The sequence below is a fragment of the Halomonas sp. ABH4_019 genome, assembly GCF_056159885.1.
The window spans coordinates 793657-816288 of record NZ_JBSWWC010000001.1 but is presented as its reverse complement, the minus strand read 5'-3'; the positions used below and the strand labels follow the sequence as shown (position 1 = coordinate 816288).

Annotated in this window: 21 protein-coding genes; 11 read left to right on the top strand and 10 right to left on the bottom strand. The window is 70.1% G+C overall.

Annotated features, from left to right (window positions below; all coding sequences use genetic code 11):
• The first annotated feature begins 76 nt into the window (after positions 1–76).
• The 8 genes from ACXAFN_RS03715 to ACXAFN_RS03680 all read left to right on the top strand — a co-directional run bounded on the left by ACXAFN_RS03715 (position 77) and on the right by ACXAFN_RS03680 (position 11621).
• Positions 77–1549, top strand: a complete 1473-nt coding sequence (locus ACXAFN_RS03715; protein WP_474986280.1) for a biotin carboxylase — start codon at positions 77–79, stop codon at positions 1547–1549.
• Complete coding sequence (locus ACXAFN_RS03710) at positions 1546–2598, top strand: C45 family autoproteolytic acyltransferase/hydolase (RefSeq protein WP_474986279.1); 1053 nt, start codon at positions 1546–1548, stop codon at positions 2596–2598. The genes ACXAFN_RS03715 and ACXAFN_RS03710 overlap by 4 nt, the downstream gene beginning before the upstream one ends.
• 4 nt (positions 2599–2602) lie before the next feature.
• Positions 2603–5410 (top strand): aminotransferase class I/II-fold pyridoxal phosphate-dependent enzyme, encoded by a 2808-nt coding sequence (locus ACXAFN_RS03705; protein WP_474986277.1) that lies wholly within the window; start codon positions 2603–2605, stop codon positions 5408–5410.
• A 181-nt stretch (positions 5411–5591) separates the two neighbouring features.
• Positions 5592–7073: an NAD-dependent succinate-semialdehyde dehydrogenase gene (locus tag ACXAFN_RS03700; RefSeq protein WP_474986276.1), complete on the top strand. Its 1482-nt coding sequence runs from the start codon at positions 5592–5594 to the stop codon at positions 7071–7073.
• Positions 7074–7261: 188 nt separating this feature from the next.
• Complete coding sequence (locus tag ACXAFN_RS03695; RefSeq protein ID WP_474986274.1) at positions 7262–8671, top strand: aminotransferase; 1410 nt, start codon at positions 7262–7264, stop codon at positions 8669–8671.
• A gap of 101 nt (positions 8672–8772) precedes the next feature.
• Complete coding sequence (gene eutB, locus ACXAFN_RS03690) at positions 8773–9771, top strand: hydroxyectoine utilization dehydratase EutB (RefSeq protein ID WP_474986272.1); 999 nt, start codon at positions 8773–8775, stop codon at positions 9769–9771.
• Between the two features lie 160 nt (positions 9772–9931).
• Positions 9932–10879 carry a cyclodeaminase gene (locus tag ACXAFN_RS03685; RefSeq protein WP_474986270.1) on the top strand — a complete coding sequence of 316 codons (948 nt, stop codon included), beginning with the start codon at positions 9932–9934 and terminating at the stop codon, positions 10877–10879.
• 67 nt (positions 10880–10946) lie between these two features.
• Entirely contained in the window at positions 10947–11621 is a 675-nt protein-coding gene (locus tag ACXAFN_RS03680) for a haloacid dehalogenase type II (protein ID WP_474986268.1), read from the top strand.
• A 7-nt stretch (positions 11622–11628) separates the two neighbouring features.
• Here ACXAFN_RS03680 and ACXAFN_RS03675 read toward each other — a convergent pair whose 3' ends face one another.
• A complete protein-coding gene (locus ACXAFN_RS03675; protein ID WP_474986267.1) occupies positions 11629–12303 on the bottom strand; it encodes a DUF3047 domain-containing protein in 675 nt (224 codons plus the stop codon).
• A 182-nt stretch (positions 12304–12485) separates the two neighbouring features.
• On the opposite strand from ACXAFN_RS03675, the gene ACXAFN_RS03670 reads away from it, so the two are divergent.
• Entirely contained in the window at positions 12486–12944 is a 459-nt protein-coding gene (locus ACXAFN_RS03670) for a DUF302 domain-containing protein (protein ID WP_474986266.1), read from the top strand.
• Between the two features lie 22 nt (positions 12945–12966).
• On the opposite strand, the gene ACXAFN_RS03665 is transcribed toward ACXAFN_RS03670, so the two are convergent.
• From ACXAFN_RS03665 to ACXAFN_RS03625, 9 genes are all read right to left on the bottom strand, one after another.
• Complete coding sequence (locus ACXAFN_RS03665; protein ID WP_474986264.1) at positions 12967–13167, bottom strand: zf-HC2 domain-containing protein; 201 nt, start codon at positions 13165–13167, stop codon at positions 12967–12969.
• A complete protein-coding gene (locus ACXAFN_RS03660; RefSeq protein ID WP_474986263.1) occupies positions 13161–13754 on the bottom strand; it encodes a sigma-70 family RNA polymerase sigma factor in 594 nt (197 codons plus the stop codon). The genes ACXAFN_RS03665 and ACXAFN_RS03660 overlap by 7 nt, the downstream gene beginning before the upstream one ends.
• Before the next feature lie 14 nt (positions 13755–13768).
• Entirely contained in the window at positions 13769–14386 is a 618-nt protein-coding gene (locus tag ACXAFN_RS03655; protein WP_474986261.1) for a TIGR04282 family arsenosugar biosynthesis glycosyltransferase, read from the bottom strand.
• The gene (locus tag ACXAFN_RS03650; RefSeq protein ID WP_474986259.1) at positions 14376–15119 is read right to left on the bottom strand and encodes a TIGR04283 family arsenosugar biosynthesis glycosyltransferase; all 744 of its coding nucleotides are present in this window, start codon (positions 15117–15119) and stop codon (positions 14376–14378) included. The genes ACXAFN_RS03655 and ACXAFN_RS03650 overlap by 11 nt, the downstream gene beginning before the upstream one ends.
• Positions 15116–15823 carry an ATP-binding cassette domain-containing protein gene (locus ACXAFN_RS03645; protein WP_474986258.1) on the bottom strand — a complete coding sequence of 236 codons (708 nt, stop codon included), beginning with the start codon at positions 15821–15823 and terminating at the stop codon, positions 15116–15118. The genes ACXAFN_RS03650 and ACXAFN_RS03645 overlap by 4 nt, the downstream gene beginning before the upstream one ends.
• Before the next feature lie 34 nt (positions 15824–15857).
• The gene (locus ACXAFN_RS03640) at positions 15858–17543 is read right to left on the bottom strand and encodes an ABC transporter permease (protein ID WP_474986256.1); all 1686 of its coding nucleotides are present in this window, start codon (positions 17541–17543) and stop codon (positions 15858–15860) included.
• 61 nt (positions 17544–17604) lie between these two features.
• Positions 17605–18843, bottom strand: coding sequence for an ABC transporter substrate-binding protein (locus tag ACXAFN_RS03635; RefSeq protein WP_474986255.1), 1239 nt, complete (start codon positions 18841–18843; stop codon positions 17605–17607).
• A complete protein-coding gene (locus ACXAFN_RS03630; protein WP_474986253.1) occupies positions 18843–19946 on the bottom strand; it encodes an aminoglycoside phosphotransferase family protein in 1104 nt (367 codons plus the stop codon). Before ACXAFN_RS03630 ends, ACXAFN_RS03635 begins: the two co-directional genes overlap by 1 nt.
• Positions 19947–20192: 246 nt before the next feature.
• Positions 20193–20597 (bottom strand): VOC family protein, encoded by a 405-nt coding sequence (locus ACXAFN_RS03625; protein WP_474986252.1) that lies wholly within the window; start codon positions 20595–20597, stop codon positions 20193–20195.
• Between the two features lie 99 nt (positions 20598–20696).
• Between ACXAFN_RS03625 and ACXAFN_RS03620 the strand changes: the two genes are divergently transcribed.
• Together ACXAFN_RS03620 and ACXAFN_RS03615 are read left to right on the top strand one after the other, a co-directional pair.
• Positions 20697–21011 carry a putative quinol monooxygenase gene (locus ACXAFN_RS03620; RefSeq protein ID WP_474986251.1) on the top strand — a complete coding sequence of 105 codons (315 nt, stop codon included), beginning with the start codon at positions 20697–20699 and terminating at the stop codon, positions 21009–21011.
• Between the two features lie 58 nt (positions 21012–21069).
• Positions 21070–22599, top strand: coding sequence for an NfeD family protein (locus ACXAFN_RS03615; protein WP_474986249.1), 1530 nt, complete (start codon positions 21070–21072; stop codon positions 22597–22599).
• The last annotated feature ends 33 nt before the right edge of the window (positions 22600–22632 follow it).

Sequence of the window (22632 nt, the reverse complement as noted above, 5' to 3'; positions counted from 1 at the left end):
CGGTTCCGACGCCGCCCGGCCCGCTCCCGCCGAGGCGGGAGGCGCGGCCTCCGATGATGCCCAGGGAGCGACCACGATGAGCAAGATCACCAGCATTGCCGATGTCCGTCGTCATTTCCTCAACAACAAGCGGCCGATCTATTTCATCTCGGCCACCAACTTCAACCTGCTGGGGATCGGCGACTGGGTCGGCAACTTTCGCCACATCAACTACATCGACTGCTTCGATCGGCGCCAGCGCAATGTCTTCGTGCCGCGGGAGAAGTTTCCCCGCGACTTCGAGGGCATCGAGGACATCAACAACTACCTCCTCGAGCACAAGGAGGTGATCGACTACATTCAATCCCGGGCCCAGGGCGAGGACGCCGGCGTCGCCGCCTTCCTGATGTTCGACGAACACACCGAGGAGATCTGTGAGCAGCTCGGACTCAAGGTCGCCTTCCCCCCGGCGGCGTTGCGCTCGCGAATGGACAACAAGATCGAGACGGTGCGCATCGGCAACAAGGTCGGCGTGCCCAGCGTGCCCAACGTGCTGGCCAAGGTGGGCAGCTACCAGGAGCTCTGCGACGTCAGCCGCGAGCTGGGCGACGACCTGGTGGTGCAGACCGCCTTCGGCGACTCCGGGCATACCACCTTCTTCATCGCCAGCGAGGACGACTACTACAAGCATGCCGAGGAGATCGAGGCCGAGCCCGAGGTCAAGATCATGAAGCGGATCAACTGCCGCGGTTCGGCGATCGAGGCCTGCACCACCCGCAGCGGCACCGTGGTCGGCCCTTTGATGACCGAGCTGGTCGGCTTCAAGTCGCTGACTCCCTACAAGGGCGGCTGGTGCGGCAACGAGATGTTCGCCGGGGCCTTCAGCCAGGCGGTGCGCGACAAGGCCAAGGAGTACACCTTCAAGTTCGGCGAGGCGTTGCGCGAGGAGGGGTATCACGGCTACTTCGAGCTCGACTTCCTGATCGACATGGATACCCAGGACGTCTATCTCGGCGAGCTCAACCCGCGGGTCACCGGGGCCAGCTCGTTGACCAACGTGGCGGCCTTCGCGCATTCCGACATCCCGCTGTTCCTGTTCCACCTGCTCGAATTCTCGGGGCTGGATTTCGACCTCGACATCGACGAGATCAACGAGCGCTGGGCCCATCCGGACAGCGTCGACAGCTGGAGCCAGCTGGTCATCAAGCACACCGAGGAGAGCGTCGACCTGCTCACCGCGGCGCCGGCCTCCGGCGTCTGGCGGATGGAGGAGGACGGCAGCATCGCCTACGACCACTACGACTCCCATCCCCACGCCGCCGAGAACGAGCGCGAGGCCTTCTTCCTGCGCATCAGCGGGGAGGGCGACTTCCGCTACGAGGGCGCCGACCTGGGGATCCTGATCACCCGCGGGCGGCTGATGGACGACGACTTCCAGCTCACCGAGCGGGCCCGCGCATGGATCGAGGGCATTCGCGGCCAGTTCTCCGGTCAGCCCCTCCAGGACCCGGTGGTGGAGGAGGTCGCCGTCAGCCATGCCATCGGCGGCGGCAACTTCAAGATCCTATGAGCGGAAGACACCCCCCCGGCCCGCCGCCGGGCAGGATGCCGAGTGGCGGGGCGGACAAGACGCTGGACTTTCGCACCGTGCGGGAGGAGGTGCCGGGGCCCAAGTGGCGCTCGCTGTTCGACTACCACTGGCCGGCCTACGAACAGTGGTACCTGAGCGAGGGCGAGCGCGAGCGCCCCGGCTATCTCGCTTGCTTCAACGCCCTGCGTCGCCATATGCCGGAGCTGCTGGACACCTACCGGACGCTGTGCGAGCTGGCCGGGGGCGGCGATCTCAGCGCCCGCCTGCTGAGCCTGTATCGTCCACCGGCCTATATCACCGGCTGCTCCCAGGCGGTGCTGGCCCGGCCGGCCGGGCCGGTGCTGGCGCGCAACTACGATTATCCGCCGGAGCTGTGCGAGGGCACTATCCTCTACAGCCGCTGGAACGGGCGACGGGTGATCGCCATGTCCGACTGCCTGTGGGGCGTGCTCGACGGCATGAACGAGGCCGGCCTGGCGGTATCGCTGGCCTTCGGCGGACGCAAGGCGGTGGGCGACGGCTTCGGCGCGCCGATCATCCTGCGCTATGTGCTGGAGACCTGCGACGACGTGCATCAGGCCGCCGAGGTGCTGGCCCGGGTGCCGACCCACATGGCCTACAACATCACCGTCGCCGACCGGGCCGGTCATTACGTGACGGCGATGATCGCCCCCGATCGGCGCGCCAGCATCCGTCGCGTGCCGGTGGCCACCAATCACCAGAAGAAGATCGAGTGGTATGCCCATGCCCTGGCGTCGGAGACGCTGATCCGCGAGCGTCAGCTGTCGATCCTGGTCGACGACGAGGGCACCAGCGAGGCGCGCTTCGTGTCCGCCTTCGGTGCGCCGCCGCTGTTTCGCCACGACTACGGCCGCGGCCTGGGGACCATCTACACCTCTGTCTATCGTCCCGCCGAGGGGCGGGCCGGCTTCCACTGGCCGGGCCTCGCCCTGGGGCTCGGCTTCGACGACTTTCCCGAAGAGCGCATCACCGTGCGCTATGGCGTACGGGGGCTCTATACGGGCTGAGCGGATGCAGAACAAGATCAAGAAGGGGATCGCCATGCACGAGAGCAGCCAGACCGAAACGCCCTACACCGCGCTGGGCTTCTACCACAAGATCTCTCAGCTGCGCGCCGATACCTGGAACGCGCTCAAGCGCGATCTCGGCCAGCTGGTGCGGCTCAAGGACGAGGGCGGCGAGCGCCAGTTGATCAAGGCGATCGACGTCAAGCTCACCCGCCTGGAGATCATCGAGGACTACCACGCCTTCCCCTCCAAGGAGGACTTCCGGCACATCTGGGCGCTGTTCGACCGCGAGGAGTACGTGCTGCTCGAGAAGGTGGTCAAGCGCCTGGTGCGCGCGCTGATCAGCGAGTCCTATCGGCGTCGCCACGTCGACCTCTCCGAGACCGACGCCGACGCCGAGGACCTGGAGACCCTGGACGCCCTCAACCAGCTGCGACGCGGCCACCCGGCCTCCAACAGCTCGGCCCAGCCCTATTTCGAGCTGCTGATCGTCGACAACTGCTCGCCCCAGGAAGAGGAGGTGGTCCGCGAGGCCTTCCACAACCTGCGTCGCCCCGAGGATCGCTTCGTCTACGACGTGGTCACCGCGCGCAGCTTCGAGGATGCCCTGATCGCGGTGCTGGTCAATCCCAACATCCAGGCCTGCCTGATCCGCTTCGATTTCCCCTTCAAGTCGAAGTACAACCTCAGCGCCCTGCGCGGCTACCTCGAGGGGCTGTCCGAGCAGGCGCTGGAGACCCATACCGAGGCGGAGCGCAGCATCCTGCTCAGCTCGATGATCAACGAACTGCGCCCCGAGGTGGACCAGTTCCTGGTCACCAGCGGCGACGTGGAGGCCACGGCCAGCCGCGACCTGCGCTTCTTCAAGCGGATCTTCTACCGCGAGACCGACTACATCGAGCAGCACCACACCATCCTGCGCGCCATCGACGACCGCTATCGCACGCCCTTCTTCGACGCCCTGCGCGAGTACAGCAAGAAGCCCACCGGGGTCTTCCACGCCATGCCCATCTCGCGGGGCAAGTCGGTGACCCGCTCGCACTGGGCGGGGCACATGATCGACTTCTACGGCATCAACATCTTCCTCGCCGAGACCTCGGCGACCTCGGGCGGGCTGGACTCGCTGCTGCAGCCCTACGGGCCGATCAAGAAGGCCCAGGAGTACGCCGCCCGGGCCTTCGGCGCGCGGCAGAGCTTCTTCGTCACCAACGGCACCTCCACCGCCAACAAGATCGTCGTCCAGGCGCTGGTCAAGCCCCGCGACATCGTGCTGGTCGACCGCGACTGCCACAAGTCGCACCACTATGGCATGGTGCTGGCCGGGGCCCACGTCAGCTACCTGGACTCCTACCCGCTCAACGACTACTCGATGTACGGCGCGGTGCCGTTGCGCGAGATCAAGAAGACCCTGCTCGCCTACCAGCGCGCCGGCGAGCTCGACCGGGTGAAGATGCTGCTGCTGACCAATTGCACCTTCGACGGGGTGGTCTACAACGTGCGGCGGGTGATGGAGGAGTGCCTGGCGATCAAGCCCGACCTGGTGTTCCTGTGGGACGAGGCCTGGTTCGCCTTCGCCTCCTTCAACCCCACCTACCGGCCGCGCACCGCCATGCATTCGGCCCGCACCCTGCGCGATCGCTACCGCAGCGAGGCCTATCGTGAGGAGTACGCGGCCTGGAAGGCCGAGTTCGATGCCCTCGACCCCGACGACGACGCCACCTGGCTGGATCGTCCGCTGATGCCCGACCCGGACCGGGTGCGCATCCGCGCCTACGCCACCCACTCCACGCACAAGACCCTGACCTCGCTGCGCCAGGGCTCGATGATCCACGTCTACGACCAGGAGTATCGCCAGCGGGTCGAGGCGCCGTTTCACGAGGCCTACATGACCCACACCTCCACCTCGCCCAACTACCAGATCCTGGCGTCCCTTGACGTGGGTCGCATGCAGGCGGAGATGGAGGGCTTCGAGCTGGTCCACGCCCAGGTCGAGGCGGCGCTGTCGCTGCGCGAGCAGCTGTATACCCATCCGCTGCTGCAGAAGTATTTCCGGGTGCTCAAGAACAGCGACATGGTGCCCGGCGAGTACCGCGAGTCGGGGGTGGAGTCCTTCTATGACCCGGTGACCGGCTGGAACCAGATGGAGGAGGCCTGGGCCCGGGACGAGTTCGTGGTCGATCCCACCCGGGTGACCATCGCCATCGGCAACACAGGGGTCGACGGCGACGCCTTCAAGAACGAATACCTGATGAACAAGTACGGCATCCAGATCAACAAGACCTCGCGCAACACCGTGCTGTTCATGACCAACATCGGCACCACCCGCGGCTCCATCGCCTACCTGCTCGACGTGCTGATCAAGCTGGCCAGGGAGTTCGAGTACCGCTGGGAGGAGAGCAGTCGCCCCGAGCGCAAGATCATCGAGCGCCGGGTCCACTCGTTGACCGAGGAACTGCCCCCGCTACCCGATTTCAGCCGCTTCCACGATGCCTTCCGGCGCGGCAGCGAGACGCCCGAGGGCGATATCCGCAGCGCCTACTTCCTGAGCTACGACGAGGAGAACACCGAGTACCTGCGCTTCGACAGCGGTGAGCTGCAGGCCGAGATGCGCAAGGGGCGGGACGTGGTCTCGGCGAGCTTCGTGATCCCCTATCCGCCGGGCTTCCCGGTACTGGTGCCGGGCCAGGTGGTCAGCGAGGAGATCCTGCACTTCCTGCAGGCCCTGGACGTCAAGGAGATCCACGGCTATCGGCCGGAGCTGGGCCTGCTGGTGTTCACCGAGGCCGCCCTCGACGATCCCGCGAGCTACTGAGGGCCGCGACAAAAAAAACCGCAACCCCTCGGCGCCGGAACGAAAAACCCGCCCGCTTCCGGCGCCCGACTTCAAAAACTCCCGCCCGCCGATCTGCCTTACCCTGACACCATCGCGCGGCACCCGCCGCGACTGCCATGTCTTCGCCGGTGCCCGCGCCGGCGTCCCAGGGGAGGTGCTTATGACGCTGTCCAACATGCTTTCCGATCCGCGTCTGTTCCGTCAGTACGCCTATGTCGACGGCAAGTGGACCCACGGCGACGAGGGCCGCGAGGAGGCCGTCGTCGACCCCGCCACCGGCGAGGTGCTGGGCCATATCCCGCTGCTCGAGCCGGCCCAGATCACCGCCGCCGTGGACGCCGCCGAGGCGGCCTTCGTGCACTGGCGGGCGCTGCGCGCCGACGAGCGCTGCGAGCGCCTGCTGGCCTGGTACGACCTGCTGCAGGCCCATCGCGAGGACCTGGCGACCCTCATGACCCTGGAGCAGGGCAAGCCGCTGCCGGACGCCCGCGGCGAGGTGGAATACGGCGCCAGCTTCGTGCGCTGGTTCGCCGAGGAGGGCAAGCGCACCTACGGCGACACCATTCCCAGTCACATCCCCAACGCCTCGCTCGGTACGATCAAGGAGCCGGTGGGCATCGCCGCGCTGATCACGCCTTGGAACTTCCCGCTGGCGATGATCACCCGCAAGGCCGCCGCCGCCATGGCCGCCGGCTGCCCGGTGATCGTCAAGCCGGCCCACGAGACGCCGTTCTCGGCGCTGGCGCTGGCCGAACTGGCCGAGCGCGCCGGCATCCCGGCCGGCATCTTCAACGTGGTGCTCGGCGACGCCGCCCAGGTCTCCAAGCTGCTGTGCGACGAGGAACGCATCAAGGCGCTGTCGTTCACCGGCTCCACCCGGGTCGGCCGGCTGCTGATCGAGCAGTGCGCCCACACCGTCAAGCGCGTCTCGCTCGAGCTCGGCGGCAACGCGCCCTTCATCGTCGGTCCGGACATGGACCCCAGGGAGGCGGCCTTCGCCGCCGTGGCGGCCAAGTTCCAGACCGCCGGTCAGGATTGCCTGGCGGCCAACCGCATCCTGGTCCACGAGTCCATCCACGACGAGTTCGTCGCCCAGTTCGCCGAGCGCATGGCGGCGCTGACCGTGGGCAACGGCCTGGAGAGCGAGGTCGATCTCGGCCCGCTGATCCATCGCCAGGCGGTGGAGAAGGCCTCGTCCATCGTCGACGACGCCGTCTCCCGCGGCGCCACCCTGGTGGCCGGCGACCAGGGCCTGGCACCGGGCGAGAACTTCTTCATGCCCACCCTGCTGACCGGCGTCACGCCGGCCATGAAGGTGTGGCGCGAGGAGAACTTCGCCCCGGTGGCCGGCATCACCGCCTACCGCGACGACGACGAGGTCATCGAGATGGCCAACGACACCGAGTACGGCCTGGCGGCCTACGTCTACACCCACGACATCCGTCGCATCTGGAAGCTGCTGCGGGCGCTGGAGTACGGCATGGTCTCGGTGAACTCGGTGAAGATGACCGGCCCCCCGGTGCCCTTCGGCGGCGTCAAGCAGTCGGGCCTGGGCCGCGAGGGCGGCGTGACCGGCATCGATGAGTATCTCGAAACGAAATACTACTGCCTGGGGGCGCTGGGCTCCGTATCCGGGAGCTAGGATCCGGGCTACGGGCTACGGGCTACGGGCTGCGGGCTGCGGGCTGTGCTCCCAGCCGCTCGTTGCCCGAGGCTCGTCGCTCGCGAGCGAAGTCGGCAGTCAGGCCGATGATCGGCCACCGCGTCGTTTCAAAAATACATGAAGAACCTTCTCCCCGGCGGAGCCGGGGAGTCTTACTGGAGAAGCGCATGACCACTCACAAGGATCTGATCGACCGCGACCGCAAGGTGACCTTCCACGCCTCCACCCACCTACGCGACTTCGCCCAGGGCGACGCACCGGGGCGCGTGATCACCGGCGGCAAGGGCATCCACATCGTCGACAAGGACGGCCGCGAGTTCATCGACGGCTTCGCCGGCCTGTACTGCGTCAACATCGGCTATGGCCGCACCGAGGTGGCCGAGGCCATCTACCAGCAGGCCCTCGAGATGGCCTACTACCACACCTACGTGGGCCACTCCAACGAGCCGCAGATCGCCCTGTCCGAGAAGATCCTCGAGCTTGCCGGCCCCGGCATGTCCAAGATCTATTACGGCCTCGGTGGCAGCGACGCCAACGAGACCCAGCTCAAGATCGTGCGCTACTACAACAACGTGCTGGGTCGGCCGCAGAAGAAGAAGGTCATCTCCCGCCAGCGCGGCTACCACGGCTCCGGTCTGGCCACCGGCTCGCTGACCGGGCTCAAGGCCTTCCACGACCAGTTCGACCTGCCGATGGCCGGCATCCTGCACACCGAGGCGCCTTACTATTACCATCGTGCCGCCGAGCAGGAGGGCATGACCGAGCGCGAGTTCTCCAAGCACTGCGCGCAGAAGCTCGAGGAGATGATCCTGGCCGAGGGCCCGGACACCGTGGCCGCCTTCATCGGCGAGCCGGTGCTCGGCACCGGCGGCATCGTGCCGCCGCCCGAGGGCTACTGGGACGAGATCCAGGCGGTGCTGGCCAGATACGACGCGCTGCTGATCGCCGACGAGGTGGTGTGCGGCTTCGGGCGCATCGGTGCCGACTTCGGCAGTCACCTCTATGGCATCGAGCCTGACCTGATCACCGTGGCCAAGGGCCTGACCAGCGCCTATCAGCCGCTGTCCGGCGTCATCGTCGGCGACCGGGTCTGGAGCGTGCTGGAGCAGGGCACCGGCGAATACGGCCCGATCGGCCACGGCTGGACCTACTCCGGCCATGCCCTGGGCTGTGCCGCCGGCCTGGCCAACCTGGCGATCATCGAGCGCGAGGGCCTGACCGAGAACGCCGCGGAGACCGGCGCCTACCTGCAGAATCGCCTGCAGGCCGCCTTCGGCGATCATCCCATCGTCGGCAACGTGCGTGGCGTGGGCATGCTGGCGGCGCTGGAGTTCTCCGCTGATCCGGCACTGCGCCGCCACTTCGATCCGAGCCTCAAGGTCGGTCCGCGTGTCGCCGCCGCCGCCCTCGAGGAGAACCTGATCGCCCGGGCCATGCCCCAGGGCGACATCCTCGGCTTCGCGCCGCCGCTGACCACCACGCGTGACGAGGTCGACGAGATCGTCGCTCGCGCCGAGCGTGCGGTAGGCAAGGTCACCGATGCGCTGGTGCGGGAAGGCGTGCTGCAGACCGCCTGAGGTCACCCTGTGTCACGCGCCATCGCCGCGGGTCCTGCCCGCGGCGATCTTGTCTGTGGCGGTCGGGTGTCGTCATCATGTCGAACAAGGGGAGGTGCCACATGAACGCGAGCGTTTGCGAGGTCGACCTGGCCGACTGCTATGCGGCGCGGCGGCGGATCGCCGACCGCGCGGTGCGCACGCCGCTGACGCGTTCGGCGGCGCTGTCGTCGCGCTTCGACGCCGAGATCCTGCTCAAGTGGGAGACCGCCCAGCCCACCGGTGCCTTCAAGCTGCGCGGTGCCATCAACATGATCTCGGCGTTGATCGAGCGCCACGGGCGTGAGGCACTCGCCGCCGGAGTGGTCACCGCCTCCACCGGCAATCACGGCCGGGCCGTGGCCCATGCCGCCGCCGCCCTGGGGGTTCCCGCGGTGGTCTGCCTGTCGCGGCTGGTGCCCGAGCACAAGGCGGCGGCCATCGCCGCGCTGGGCGCCGAGGTGGTGCGCGTCGGCGAGAGCCAGGACGCGGCCTTCGAGGAGGTGGCCCGGCGGGTCGAAGAGGGTGGCATGACGCCGATCCCGCCCTTCGACGACCCGTTGATCGTGGCCGGACAGGGCACCATCGGCCTGGAGCTGATGGAGGATGCCCCGGACCTGGACCGGGTGATCGTCGGCCTCTCCGGCGGCGGCCTGCTGGGCGGGATCGGCGCCGCGGTCAAGGCGATCCGGCCGGCGACCCGGGTCACCGGCGTCAGCCTGACGCGTGGCGCTGCCATGGCCGAGAGCCTGGCCGCGGGGCATCCGGTGACCGTGGAGGAGGCGGAGAGTCTGGGCGACTCCCTGGGCGGCGGCATCGGCCTCGACAACCGTTGTACCTTCGCCCTGGTGCGTCGGGTAATGGACGACCACTACGCCGTCTCGGAGGCCGCCATCGCCGCGGCCATGGTCGACCTCCTCGAGCACGAGAAATGCCTGGTGGAAGGGGCCGCCGCGGTGGGCCTGTCGGCCCTGGCCGAGCATGGCCTCCCGGTGCGCGGCCAGAGGGTCGCGCTGATCCTCTCCGGCAATGCCGTGTCCCTCGAGACGTTCGACCGGGCCAGGGCGATGGCGGGACGCTGAAGTGCGAGGTTCGAGGTTCGAGGTTCGAGGTTCGAGGTTCGAGGTTCGAGGTGTGAGGTGCGAGGTGGGAGGCGTGAGGCGTGAGGCGTGAGGCGTGAGGTTCGAGAGACTGCTTACCCCTTACCCCTTACCCCTTACCCCACTGGTACGGAGATTTCCCATGCAGCTCTACGATCGCGATGCCATCGAGCGCGTCGTCGGCATCGACCGCGAGGCCCTGGCGGCGGTGGAGGCCGGTTTCGCCGCCCTGGGGCGCGGCGAGGTGGTGCAGCCGCCGATCCTGTCGATGGCCATCGAGGAGGCCAACGGCGAGGTGGACGTCAAGACCGCGCATATCCTTGGTGCCGAGCGCTTCGCCATCAAGGTCAGCCCCGGCTTCTTCGACAATCCTGCCCTCGGCCTGCCGAGTCTCAGCGGTCTGATGATGGTGTTCTCGGCGAAGACCGGGCGGGTCGAGGCGGTGCTCTTCGACGAGGGGTATCTGACCATGGTACGCACCGCGCTGGCCGGGGCCATCGCCGCCAAGGCGTTGTCCCGGGAGGACAGCCGTCGGGTCGCGGTGCTGGGCGCCGGCGAACAGGCCGAGCGCCAGGTGGAGGCGCTGCGGCTGGTGCGCGACATTCGGTCGGTCGACCTCTGGGCGCGGCGTCGCGAGGGCGCCGAGGCCTGCGCCGAGCGGCTGCGTGCCCGGGGGCTCTCGGTCGAGGTCCACGAAACCGTCGCCGCCGCCTGCGCGCGGGCGGATATCATCGTCACCACCACCCCGTCCCGCTCGCCGCTGCTGCACGCCCGGGATCTTCCGGAGGGCGTCCACGTCACCGCCATGGGCTCGGACAGCCCGGACAAGCGCGAACTCGACGCCTCGGTGCTGACCCGCGCCGACGCCTTCGTCGCCGACACCCGGGCGCAGAGCGAGGCCAACGGTGAGCTCAAGGCCTTCGCCGGCGGCGAGGCGCCGTTCAAGGTCCACGAGCTGGGACGCGTGATCGCCGAGGGCGCCAGCCTGCGCCTGTCGGCGTCCACCATCACCGTCTGCGATCTCACCGGCACCGGCGTCCAGGACACCGCCATCGCCGGCTTCGCGCTGTCGCGGCTCGCCGTCGAATGAGCCGACTTGTGCCGCGTCCCGCCTTGGCTCAGGCTGTGGAAGTTCATCGGCTCGAGGAGGGAGATTCATGGCGACACTACTGGCCTTCGACGTCTACGGCACGCTGATCGATACCCACGGCGTGGTGGCCGAGCTGGAGGAGCGCCTCGCGGCACCGGCGCAGGCGGCGGAGTTCTCGCGGCGCTGGCGCGACAAGCAGCTCGAGTACAGCTTTCGTCGTGGGCTGATGGGCGATTACGTGGACTTCGCGCGCTGCACCCGGGAGGCCCTGGAGTTCACCGATCGCGCCCTGCAGGCGCGGCTGTCCGAAGCCGACAAGGATCATCTCATGGGGCGCTACGGCAGCCTGCCGGCCTTTCCGGACGCCCAGGCGGCGCTGGGACGGCTGGCCGAGGCCGGGATCAGCTGCGTGGCGTTCTCCAACGGCAGCCAGGAGGCGGTGACCCGGCTGCTCGCCGGGGCCTCCCTGCGTGACCGCTTCGAGGACATCGTCAGCGTCGACGAGGTCAAGCGCTTCAAGCCCGATCCGGCGGTCTATTTCCACCTGCGCCAGCGCCTCGAGGCCGATCCGGCCGATACCTGGCTGGTCTCCAGCAATCCCTTCGACGTGATCGGCGCCCGTCATGCCGGCCTGCACGCGGCCTGGGTGCGGCGCAGTCCCGAGGCTCCCTTCGATCCCTGGGGCATCGAGCCGGACCTCACCGTGGCCGACCTCGAGGCCCTGGCCGACCGGCTGATCTGAGCCGCCCTCAGCCCGGGCAGTCGGGCGGCGCGGGGCTCGCCGAGAGCGTCAGCCGGCTGAACCAGGCGGTGGCGTCGCCGCCGGCGTTGTCGCCGTCGCTCATCAGCGCCAGGCCGGCGAGCCGCTCGGCCCGCTCGCCGAACAGCCGCCGGAAGTCGGCGCGCACGTCGCGCACTTCGGCCACCCATTCGCCGACCCGCGCGGGCCCGCCTCGCAGGGCCAGCAGCCTGGCCCGGTCGGTGAAGGCATTGGGCCAGGCGGTGCCGGCGGCCTCGGTCGAGGACCACACATAGTTCACCGACTGCACCTGCCAGGGCAGCAGGCCGGTGCGACGCACCACGTAGACCCTGGCCGGATAGTCGTCGCCGGCCTTGGTGCGCTCGTCGAGGCCGGCATAGAGGCCCGAGACCCGCCAGCACCACTTGAGGTAGGGCGTGGCGGCCAGCTCGGTGTCGCGCTCCAGGTACTTGGCCGAGGCCTGGCCCCGGGCGCGGGCCTCCAGCACCGTCTCGCCGTCGAGGGTCGCCAGCCGATACTCGGTTTCGCCTGCGAAGGCGCGCATCGGCCAGCCCAGGATCTCGTCCGGGGCGAAGCGAATGTCCTGGGCCTGGGCCGGCGCGCCGAGCGCCAGCAGGGTCATGAACAGGCCGTGTCGCAGTGCACGGCTCAACGGGATCGCCATGATGATGCCTCCATGTCGCGCACGAATCGTGCCCGGCGGTGACAACCCGGCCAGGCTCGACACGGTGCCGGTCTGCTGGCGTCTCTCGATGCTTGCCAGGCGGGGCCCGACCCGGGCTGCCGGGTTGTCAGGCCGGGCGGGGTCGACCATGCTGAATGCCCCATGACAAGCGAGGAGCCGCCATGTCGATCGCGAAGACCATCACCGTACTGTCGCTGTTGCTCGTGTTTCCCCTGGCCGGCCTGGCCGCGGAGAACGGGATTCGCCACCTCGACTCCGAGGATGGCATCGAGCGGGTCGACGAGCGCCTGCGAGCGGCGCTGGCGTCCCGTGATCTCACCCTGATGCAGGTGGTCGACCACGCCGCCAATGCCGAGCGGGCGGGGCTGTCCCTGCCGGCGACCCGTACCTTCATCTTCGGCAACCCGGCGGTCGGCACGCCGCTGATGCAGTGCCGGGGCAGCGCGGCGCTCGACCTTCCGCAGAAGCTGGTGATCCGCGAAGTCGAGACGGGGGTGCGGCTGGAATGGAACTCCCCCCACTACCTCGCCGAGCGTCACGGGCTCGGGGAATGCGACCTGCCGCTGGACAAGGTGGCCGAGGCCCTCGAGGGCCTGGCGGCGAGCGCGGCCGCCGACTGACGCGAGCCCACCGGGGCAGCCTTCACTCCGCCTCTTCACTACCCCGGTGGCGCTCCGGCTCGAAGTGAGGGCCGACGCCGTGCAGCAGCGTGAACTGGCGATCGCACTCCCGGCAGGCACCGCACATGGTCAGGTGCAGGCGCAGCGACAGGCGTTCGCCCAGGCGCAGCGGTCGGTCCTGCTTGAGCGACATCAGGCGCGTGGCCTGCTTGCACATCAGCATGTCGTTTCCTCCGTCAGCCAGCCGCGTTCGATGCAGGCTCGCAGGCGCAGCCGCGCCCGGTGCAGCATCACCCAGCAGTTGTTCTCGCGGATGCCCACCTCCTGGCAGATATCGCCGGTGGACAGGCCCATCAGCTCGCGCAGCGAGAACACCCGGGCCAGGTTGTCCGGCAGCCCGATCATGCAGGCGTCGAAGACCCGCCAGAAGTGCTCGTTCTCGAAGGCCGCCTCCGGTTCGCCCCAGGCGGCCGGGCGTGCCTGGGGCTGCCAGCGTCCGTTGCGCTGGAACTGGCGATCGATGGCCTCGTCGTCGTTTTCCTCGTCCAGCGGCTGCCACTTGCCCTGGCGCTGCTGGGCGCGCAGGGCGTCGAGGATCTTGTGCTTGAGGATCCCGAATACCCAGGTCTCGTAGCCGGAGCGGCCGCCGAAGCTGGCGTCCTTTTCCAGCGCCGCGGCCAGGGCCTCCTGAACGGCATCCTCGGCCTGAGTGCGATCGCGCAGGTGCAGCAGCGCGAAGGAGACCAGTCGTGGACGCACGGCGGCCAGGCGCTGGCGGCGGTCCTCATCATGGTGGTCGGCGCTCGACATCGGTGTCCTCCCTGTCACGAGCCGTCGGTATCCCGGGCGATGAAACGTATGAGATCGCTTGGACGATCAAGGTCCCACACTCGGGCGGGACAGGCCAGTCGCCAGTTCAACGTCGCCGCCCGGGCCCGGGTCTGGGCCATGACCCGCTCGCTGCCCCAGTCGATGTCCGCGAACAGTGCCGGCGTGCTGTCGCGAGTGCCGATCAGCCCATAGCCGCCGTCCTCCGCCGGCAGGCACACCGCCTCGGCCGTGGCCAGGGCCGCCCAGCAGTCATGCAGCAGGGCCGGGGTGAGCGCCGGGCAGTCGCTGCCCACCACCAGGCCGGGGCCGGCCTCGGCCGCCAGGGCATGATGCATGCGCCGGCCCAGGTCGCCCGCCGGCTGGGGCGCCAGGGCGATGCCGTGGGTCGCGGCCAGCTCGACGAACAGCGGATGGTCGTGGCGAAGGGCCGTCCACAGGGTCAGGCGATCGGCACCGCTGGCCGCCAGCGCCACGGCCAGGGTGCGGCGCAGCAGGCGCTCGTGCAGGGCGGCCGCCCCGACGTCGCCCAGCGCCGGGATCAGGCGCGTCTTGACCCGGCCCGGCAGCGGCGCCTTGGCGAGCAGCGCGATTCGCGGGCGCTCAGCGCACATCGCGATAGGCCTCCGCCAGTCGCGACGCCGGGGTGCCGCGCCAGTACCTCCAGCGTAGCCGCCACATCAGCCAGAGGGTGCGCCACACGCCCTGGGCCTCCCAGCGTCGCCCGGAACTCACCACCCGGGCGCCCAGGCAGGCCGGCGGCGACAGCCGCTTGAGGCGCCGCGATATCTCGATGTCCTCCATCAGCGGTTGATCCGGGAAGCCGCCTACGGCCTCGAAGGCCGCGCGGGTCATGAACAGCGCCTGGTCGCCGGTGGCGATGCCGGTCAGCCGCGAGCGCAGGGTCATGGCGAGGGCAATCACCGCCAGCATGGGGTGGCGGCCGGTGAGGCGGATGGCGAAGCGGCCCCAGCGGTGGCGACCCGCGAGCGCCTCGTCGACCAGCCGGTCGGCGCCCTCCGGCAGTCGGGTATCGGCGTGCAGGAACAGCAGGGTCGGTGCCCGGGCGAGTCGAGCCCCGACGTTCATCTGCCGGGCCCGGCCGGAGGCGGAGACGACCGCCCGGCTGGCCAGGGGGGCGGCCCGGGCCAGGGTCTCGTCGCGACTGCCGCCGTCTACCACGATGACCTCGGCGCCGTGCTCGACGAGTGGCGCGAGCGCCCGCAGGGTGGCCTCGATGGCGCGGGCCTCGTCGCGGGTCGGCACGATGATCGAAAGCGCCGGTGGCGTCGCGGTGTCGGGGACGGTGGGGTCTGGGACAGTGGCGTCGCCCGGGAATGGGGTCATGGGAGCGCTCCGGGGGGCGCCTCGGGCCGTGTTCCTGATGGCACGGTGGCGGAGGGCGTCAACTCGATCACCGGCCCGCCGGCCGCCTCGGCGTCCTCCCGGTCGTGGGTCACCATCAGCGTCGGCAGGCCGCGCTCGCGGATGCGCGCGAACACCAGCCGGCGCATCTCGTCGCGCAGCGCCGCGTCGAGCTTGGAGAAGGGCTCGTCGAGCAGCATCGCCCGGGGCTCGGCCAGCAGCACCCGCATCAGCGCCACCCGGGCGCGCTGGCCCCCGGACAGGGTGGTCGGGTCGCGATCGGCGAAGCCGGCCAGGCCGATGTCGTCCAGGGCGTCCTCCACGAGGCGCCGTCGCTTCTGGTGCCGCGTGCGGCGCCGCCCGCCGGTGGCGGGCAGGCCGAAGGCCAGATTGCCGCCCACGCTGAGGTGCGGAAACAGCAGCGGGTCCTGGAACAGCAGGCCCAGCCGACGCCGCTCCGGCGGGAGGCGGGTCAGGTCGTCCTCGCCCAGGCGCACGCGCCCGCGGGCGGTGAAGGCCGGGGCCAGGAAGCCGGCGACCTGAGCCAGCAGGGTCGACTTGCCGACCCCCGAGGGCCCCATCACGGTCAGTACCTCGCCCGCGGCGATGCGCGCATCCACCGCCACCAGCCGCCGTTGGCCCTGATGGATGACGATGTCGTCGAGGATCAGTGTGGGGGCGGGCATGGGAGACTCCGAAACGTGATGAGGACGGCGCGGATCATGTTGCCGCCCGTCGATGGCGAACCAGCAGGCGCGGCAGGCCGCCGGCCAGGGCGAAGCCCAGCGCCGGCAGGGCCAGCTGGCCCAGGGCATAGACGGCGGTCAGGCGACGGTCGCCGCCGCTGGCCAGGCTCACCGCCTCGGTGGTCAGGGTGGCCAGCCGGCCCCCGCCGAGCAGCAGGGTAGGCAGGTACTGGCCGACGCTGACCGCGAAGCCCACCGCGGCGGCCACGGCGATCGGCGAGGCCAGCATGGGCAGGCGCACCCGCCAGAAGGTCCGCGCCGGGGAGGCGCCCAGGGCGGCGGCGACCTGTCCCCAGCGCGGATCCAGGCGACGATAGCTCTCGGCCAGCGACAGGAAGACGTAGGGCAGCACGAACAGGCTATGGCCCAGGGCCGCCGCCGCCCAGCCGGCGGCCAGGCCCAGTTGGGCCTGCAGCTGCACCAGGCCGTAGAGGAAGGCCACCGGCGGCACCAGCAGCGGCAGGTAGAGGATCAGCTGTGACCCAGGGCGCAGCGTGCGGCGGCGCAGGGTCTCGGCCTCCAGGCAGCCGACCGTCAGTATCACCGCCAGCAGGGTGGCGGACAGCCCCAGGCTGGCGGTATGGGCGAGCGGGGTGGGCGCCGTGTCGGCGGCCGTGCGCCAGGTAGTCAGCGTCATCGGCGAGGGCCAGGCCTCGGGGAAGGGCCACCAGGCGGCCAGCGACCACAGCGCCAGGCCGGCCAGGCTGGCGCCCAGCAGCAGGATCGACAGCCCGGTGAGGCCGGCGCCGAGCCCGTGGCCGAGGCGTTCGCCGGGGCGTCGCTCGCCGTTGACCAGCCAGCCCGCGGCCAGCCGCGCCACCAGGCGTTCGGCCAGCCACCACAGCAGCAGCGCCAGGGCGGTGAGGCCCAGCTGCAGCAGGGCGGCGGCCGAGGCCTGGAAGCGCATCGCCAGGTCGGGATCGCCCAGCCAGCGGACCACCGCCACCGCCAGGGTCGGGGGCGTCGAGGGGCCCAGGATCATGGCTACCTCCACCGTCGAGGTGGCGAAGGCGATGACCGCATAGACCGGCAGGCGGATCAGCGGGTAGAGGCCCGGCAGCACGGCCCTGGCGAAGGCATTGAGCCGGCCGTAGCCCAGCGCCCGGGCCACCCGCAGGCGTTCGTCGGCGCGGCACTGGGGCAAGGCGGCCAGGCTCATCAGCAGCAGGAAGGGCACCTCCTTGAGCACCAGGCCGGCGATCAGCGCCAGGCCCGCCGGGTCGCCGGGAAACAGGTAGTCCGGCGGCTGGGTCCAGCCGCTCGCCCAGGGCGAGGCCAGTCGGGCGGCCAGCCCCGAGGGCGCCAGCAGGAAGGCCAGGCCGATGGCGGCGGCGGCATGGGGCACCGCCAGCAGCGGCGAGAGCAGCCGCCGCACCAGCTGGAAGGGCCGGGTGTCGAGGAAGGCGCCGAGGAACAGCACCACGATGACCAGCGCCGCCAGGCTGCTGGCGAGCCCGGTGACCAGGCTCAGGCGCAGCATGCCGGCCAGGCCGGGGGCCTGGAAGAGAGCCTGCCAGGGAGCCAGCGACAGGTGCTCGCCGCCCAGCGCCGGCAACCAGCCGAAAGCGGGCGCCACCACGCCGGCCAGGCCCGCCGCGACCGGCAGGACCAGCAGCAGCAGGGTGAGACGCGGGATCGTCCTGATGGTGGTTTCGAACATGGCCCGCGGCCTGATGGTGCCGCGCTCCTCCGGGGTGTGAGACGCGCCCCGGGCCCGAGCCTCAGCCCTCGACATAGCGCTCGTGCCAGGCGGCCTCCAGGGCCTCCGTCCAGCTGGGGTGCGGCTCGGGCAGCAGCTCGCCGAGCGCCTGGGGAGGCAGCCGGGCGGGATGGGCATCGTCAAGCTCGAAGAGCGCCCGCTGCTCGGGCGACAGCCTCGCCATGTCGAGCACCGTGGGGTCGCCCCAGTGGGCGATGTCCTGCTTGCGGGCCTGGGCCTCAGGGGAAAGCAGGAAGTTGGCCAGCACCATGGCGCCGGCCCTGTGGGCGGCGTTGAAGGGGATCGCCACGAAGTGCACGTTGCCCAGGGTGCCGCCGTCGAGCACGTAGCTGCGGGTGCTGGGCGGTAGCTGGTGGGCGGCCACCGCGGCGGCGGGCTCCGAGGGATTGAAGGTGAAGGCCAGCGACAGCTCGCCGTCGCCCATCAACTGCTTGAGCTCGGGGCCGCTGGCGGGGAAGTCACGCCCGCGGCGCCACAGGTGGGGGTGCAGGGCGTCCAGGAACTCCCACAGCGGGGCGGTCACCGCCGCCACGTCGTGCTGGTCCGCCGGCTCGGCGAGCACGCTCGGGTCCTCGACCAGCGCGATCAGCGCCTGCTTGAGGAAGGTGCTGCCCAGGAAGTCGGGCACCAGCGGATAGGTGAAGCGCCCGGGATGGGCGCGGGCCCAGGCGAGCAGGTCGACCATGCTGCGGGGCGGGGCCTCGAGCCGTTCGGCGTCATAGTAGAAGGTCAACTGGGCCTTGCCCCAGGGCGCCTCAAAGCCCTCGGTGGGCAGGGTAAAGTCGGTGGTGACCTCGGGGTTGTCGTCCGGGGCCGTCAGCGCGAAGTGGGGCAGGCGTTCGGCGAAGGGGCCGTACAGCAGCGCGTGGCGCTTCATGGCGGCGAAGTTCTCGCCGTTGATCCACACCAGGTCCACGGCGCCGTCGTCGAGGTTGCCGGCGGACTTCTCGGCGATCACCCGCGATACCGCGGCCGCGGTGTCGTCGAGCTTGACGTGCACCACCTCGATCTCGAAGCGTTCGGCCATGCGCCCGGCGACCCAGTCGATATAGCGATTGGTCGCGGCATCGCCGCCCCAGGCGTTCCAGTAGACGGTCTGGCCTCGGGCCTGGTCCTCCAGGGCATCCCAGGCCTCCGGCAGCGGCGCCTGCTCGGCCGCGGCCGGAGAGGCCATCAGCAGGGACAGCAGCGGGGCGAGCAGGGCGCGGGCCGCGCGCCGCAACGGAGAAGGAGAGGGCATCACGGTCGTCCTGTGCAGTGAGTGTCGGAAGAAAGGGCGTCGAACTCCTCGAGGACCCGGCGCAGGGTCGCGGGGGCCAGGTAGTGGTCGACGCGCTCGCGGACGTGATCGACCAGGGTGTCCTCGCTGAGCGTGGCGGACCAGTCCTCGCCCGTGCGGGCGGCATCCGGGGCGTGGCGATGGGCGCTTCGCCACTTGGCGCACCAGGTCAGCGACCATAGCCACATGGCGCGCCGGCAGGCCAGCAGCGCCGCCTCGGGATGGGCCCGGCCGGCCGTTCCCATGGCGCGGCGCCAGTCGGCATGGAAGGCGGCCACCCGGTCGACGTCCAGCACCGCCCGGGAGGCGAGGTCCCAGGTGGTGGAGGTATAGAGGCTAGCATGGGCCAGGTCGAAGCCCGGCAGGCCATAGCGGCACTTTTCCAGGTCGACCAGCACGGCGCGCCCGGTGGCGTCGATCAGGAAGTTGCCGGGGTGGGCATCGAAGCTGATCAGGCGGGCCATCTCGCCGGCCCCCGGCAGTCGCGACGGCAGCGCTTGCAGCTGGGCCTCGATCAGGCGGCGGGCCTCGGCATCGATCCCGGCCTCCGGCAGGGCTTGTGCCTGGCCGAGCACCTCGTCGCGCATGGCCCGCCAGGGGTCGGCGGGCGCCTGCAGCGGGGCGCGGTCGGCCGCCGCCGGCGGCGGCAGGCGATGCAGGCTGGCCAGGGTGTGAGCGATCGCCGGCAGGTCGTCCGGCAGGCGGGCCGGGCGGCCCTCGATGGCCTCGACCAGCAGGGCGCCCCGCGGCAGGTCATCGTCCGGGGGCAGCACGCCATGGAGGGCCGGCGTATGCCCGCCGGCGCCGGCTCGTGAGAAGCAGGCCGCCTGGTAGGCGAGGTTGTCCTCGACCGCCATGCCCATCTGGCTCTGCTTGGGAATGCGCGCCACCCGGTCGCCGTCCGGGTGAGAAAGCCAGACGTGACGGTGGGCCAGGCCGGTATCGGCCATCGGCGCGAGATCGCGGAGGCCCACGGGCTCGCCGGCGCGCGTCAGGGCGCGGGCCAGGCGAGCCAGCAGCGGGGGACGGTCGTGGCGGTCCGTGTCGGCCGTGGTCTCGGGCATCGGCAGTCCTTGTGATGGTAGATCTCGGCAATGAGTCGCCGCCGCGCCGCCTTCCTTACAGCCGAATGCCGCGCGGTCGTACCGAGCCCTCGGCGGGTCGCCCGACGGGCGCCGTCCTCAGGGGGATGATAACCGCCTGGCGGAAAAGAAAAAGGGCGCCACCGGATCGGTGGCGCCTAACGAGTCAGCATGACGGGCATGCCGTGGGGGTGGGCGGCCGAGGCCGCCACGAGAGAGAAACGGGGCTCAGCCCAGCCGCTGGCCGGACACGCTGGGGTGGTAGAGCGGCTGGACGGTGTTGCCGTCGGGGTCCTTGCAGTAGAGGCTGCGCCCGCCGTCGGCGTGGTCGTGGGGGCCTCGCACCACCTCGACCCCCTGGGCCAGCAGGTAGTCGTGCCAGGCGTCCACGTCGTCGCGCTCGTCGACCACGAAGCCGAAGTGGTCCAGGCGCTGGGGATCGCCGCCGGTGTCGGCCTTGGCCCGGGCCAGCGAGAAATTGTCGTTGCCCAGCGTCAGGTAGACCAGGTCCGCATGGGCCCGGCGCAGCACCGCCATGCCCAGGACATCGACGTAGAAGCGTTCGCAGGCCTCCAGGTCCTGGACCTGCAGGGCGATGTGGCGCATGCCGTTGAATGGCGCGGGACGTTGCATGGGGCCTCCTTCGCGCAAGGGGTTCAGTAATCAATTGGAAAATGTTTCCATAAAATGACCTTTTTCACAACCATGCAGGCCGCATTCGAGGAGAGCCCCATGTATTGCATCATCGTCCAGACCCGCCTGAAGCCCGGCACCCGCGACCGCTTCCTGGAAGCCATGCTGCCCAACGCCGAGGCCTCGGTGCGCGACGAGCCGGGCTGCCATGCCTTCGACGTGATCGAGGATCGCGACACGCCGGACCTCTTTCATCTCTACGAGATCTACACTGATCAGCAGGCCCTGGCCGCCCATAAGGAAACGCCGCACTACCGGGCCAGCCGGGCCGTGGTCAACGAACTGATCGCCGAGCAGCAGGTGATTCGCGCCGATGTCCTGGCGACGAACCCGGGGGTTCGCCCCGGCGCCTGAGCGCGACGCCGCGCCCGGCACGTGCAATCGGCCCCGCGCAGGGCCGAAGGGAGGCGCCATGAGAGTTCCCCGACCGCGTATCCGACGCCGCCTCCTGTTCGGGCTGAGCCTGACCTGCCTGCTGCTGGGCGCCTTCGCCGCCTGGCAGGCGGCGGCCCAGCAGGAGCGGGGCACGGCCCTGGTGATGACCCTGGACGGCGCCATCGGGCCGGCGACCAGCGACTACTTCCAGCGTGGCCTCGAGATCGCCGCCGAGCGCCAGGCCCGGCTGGCGGTGGTGCAGATGGATACCCCCGGGGGCCTCGACGCCGCCATGCGCGACATGATCTCGGCGATGCTGGCCTCCGAGGTGCCGGTGGCCTTCTATGTCTCCCCGGGCGGTGCCCGGGCGGCCAGCGCCGGCACTTACCTGCTGTATGGCAGCCATGTGGCGGCCATGGCGCCGGCCACGCACCTGGGGTCGGCCACGCCGGTGCAGATCGGCGGCGGGGGCGGCTTCCCCGGCATCGGCGAGCCGGAGTCGCCGGACGACCAGGAGGGGGCGCAAGACGACGCGGGGGCCGCCGGCGCCGGCAAGAACAAGTCGGCCGGCGGCGACGCGTCTGCCGCGGATGAGGCCACCGAGGACGATGCCGAGACGGATCAGGCCGAGGCGTCGTCGTCCGAGGCGAGCGGCGAGGAGGCGGACAAGCGGCGCGGCGAAACCGCCATGGAGCGCAAGGTGCTGGAAGACGCCGTGGCCTATATCCGCTCGCTGGCCGAGCGCCACGGCCGCAACGCCGACTGGGCCGAGGCGGCGGTGCGCGAGGCGGTCAACCTCACCGCTCGCGAGGCGCTGGAGCGCAGCGTCATCGACGTGCTGGCCACCGATCTCGACGACCTGCTGGCCCAGATCGATGGCCGCGAGGTGGTGATGGCGGACGGTCCCCTCACGCTGCAGACCGCGGAGCTTGCCATCGAGCGCTTCGATCCCGACTGGCGTACCCGGCTGCTGGAGGTGATCACCGATCCCAACGTGGCCTATTTCCTGATGATCATCGGCTTCTACGGGCTGATCTTCGAACTCTCCAATCCCGGCAGCCTGGTGCCCGGCACCATCGGCATCATCTGCCTGTTGCTGGCGTTGTTCGCCTTCCAGGTGCTACCCGTTAACTATGCCGGCCTGGCGTTGATCCTGGTCGGGCTGGCGCTGATCGTCGGCGAGGCCCTGATGCCCAGCTTCGGCATCCTGGGCATCGGTGGCATCGTGGCCTTCGTGATCGGATCGGTGATGCTGATGGATGCGGATACCCTGAACATCTCGCTGCCCCTGATCGGCGGCATCGCGCTGGTGGCGGCGGGCCTGATGCTGTGGGTGATGACGCGCTTCGTGGGGTTGCGCCGGCGGCCGGTGCGTACCGGTCAGGAGGAGCTGCTGGGCGATGAGGCCGTGGCGCTGGAGGACTTCCAGGGCGAGGGCCACGTGCGTCTCCACGGCGAACGCTGGAATGCCCGCTGCCCACAGGCGCTGCAGCGCGGTCAGGCGGTTCGGGTGGTCGGCCTCGACGGACTCACCGTCGAGGTCGAACCGCTGGACGCCGCGTCCTGAGGCCGGCGACGCCGGCCGCACTCTCGAGGAGAA

Coding starts and splice junctions, on each gene's coding strand:
- ACXAFN_RS03715 (WP_474986280.1), top strand. CDS start 77: ATGAGCAAGATCACCAGCATTGCCGATGTCCGTCGTCATTTCCTCAAC.
- ACXAFN_RS03710 (WP_474986279.1), top strand. CDS start 1,546: ATGAGCGGAAGACACCCCCCCGGCCCGCCGCCGGGCAGGATGCCGAGT.
- ACXAFN_RS03705 (WP_474986277.1), top strand. CDS start 2,603: ATGCAGAACAAGATCAAGAAGGGGATCGCCATGCACGAGAGCAGCCAG.
- ACXAFN_RS03700 (WP_474986276.1), top strand. CDS start 5,592: ATGACGCTGTCCAACATGCTTTCCGATCCGCGTCTGTTCCGTCAGTAC.
- ACXAFN_RS03695 (WP_474986274.1), top strand. CDS start 7,262: ATGACCACTCACAAGGATCTGATCGACCGCGACCGCAAGGTGACCTTC.
- eutB (WP_474986272.1), top strand. CDS start 8,773: ATGAACGCGAGCGTTTGCGAGGTCGACCTGGCCGACTGCTATGCGGCG.
- ACXAFN_RS03685 (WP_474986270.1), top strand. CDS start 9,932: ATGCAGCTCTACGATCGCGATGCCATCGAGCGCGTCGTCGGCATCGAC.
- ACXAFN_RS03680 (WP_474986268.1), top strand. CDS start 10,947: ATGGCGACACTACTGGCCTTCGACGTCTACGGCACGCTGATCGATACC.
- ACXAFN_RS03675 (WP_474986267.1), bottom strand. CDS start 12,303: ATGGCGATCCCGTTGAGCCGTGCACTGCGACACGGCCTGTTCATGACC.
- ACXAFN_RS03670 (WP_474986266.1), top strand. CDS start 12,486: ATGTCGATCGCGAAGACCATCACCGTACTGTCGCTGTTGCTCGTGTTT.
- ACXAFN_RS03665 (WP_474986264.1), bottom strand. CDS start 13,167: ATGCTGATGTGCAAGCAGGCCACGCGCCTGATGTCGCTCAAGCAGGAC.
- ACXAFN_RS03660 (WP_474986263.1), bottom strand. CDS start 13,754: ATGTCGAGCGCCGACCACCATGATGAGGACCGCCGCCAGCGCCTGGCC.
- ACXAFN_RS03655 (WP_474986261.1), bottom strand. CDS start 14,386: ATGTGCGCTGAGCGCCCGCGAATCGCGCTGCTCGCCAAGGCGCCGCTG.
- ACXAFN_RS03650 (WP_474986259.1), bottom strand. CDS start 15,119: ATGACCCCATTCCCGGGCGACGCCACTGTCCCAGACCCCACCGTCCCC.
- ACXAFN_RS03645 (WP_474986258.1), bottom strand. CDS start 15,823: ATGCCCGCCCCCACACTGATCCTCGACGACATCGTCATCCATCAGGGC.
- ACXAFN_RS03640 (WP_474986256.1), bottom strand. CDS start 17,543: ATGTTCGAAACCACCATCAGGACGATCCCGCGTCTCACCCTGCTGCTG.
- ACXAFN_RS03635 (WP_474986255.1), bottom strand. CDS start 18,843: ATGCCCTCTCCTTCTCCGTTGCGGCGCGCGGCCCGCGCCCTGCTCGCC.
- ACXAFN_RS03630 (WP_474986253.1), bottom strand. CDS start 19,946: ATGCCCGAGACCACGGCCGACACGGACCGCCACGACCGTCCCCCGCTG.
- ACXAFN_RS03625 (WP_474986252.1), bottom strand. CDS start 20,597: ATGCAACGTCCCGCGCCATTCAACGGCATGCGCCACATCGCCCTGCAG.
- ACXAFN_RS03620 (WP_474986251.1), top strand. CDS start 20,697: ATGTATTGCATCATCGTCCAGACCCGCCTGAAGCCCGGCACCCGCGAC.
- ACXAFN_RS03615 (WP_474986249.1), top strand. CDS start 21,070: ATGAGAGTTCCCCGACCGCGTATCCGACGCCGCCTCCTGTTCGGGCTG.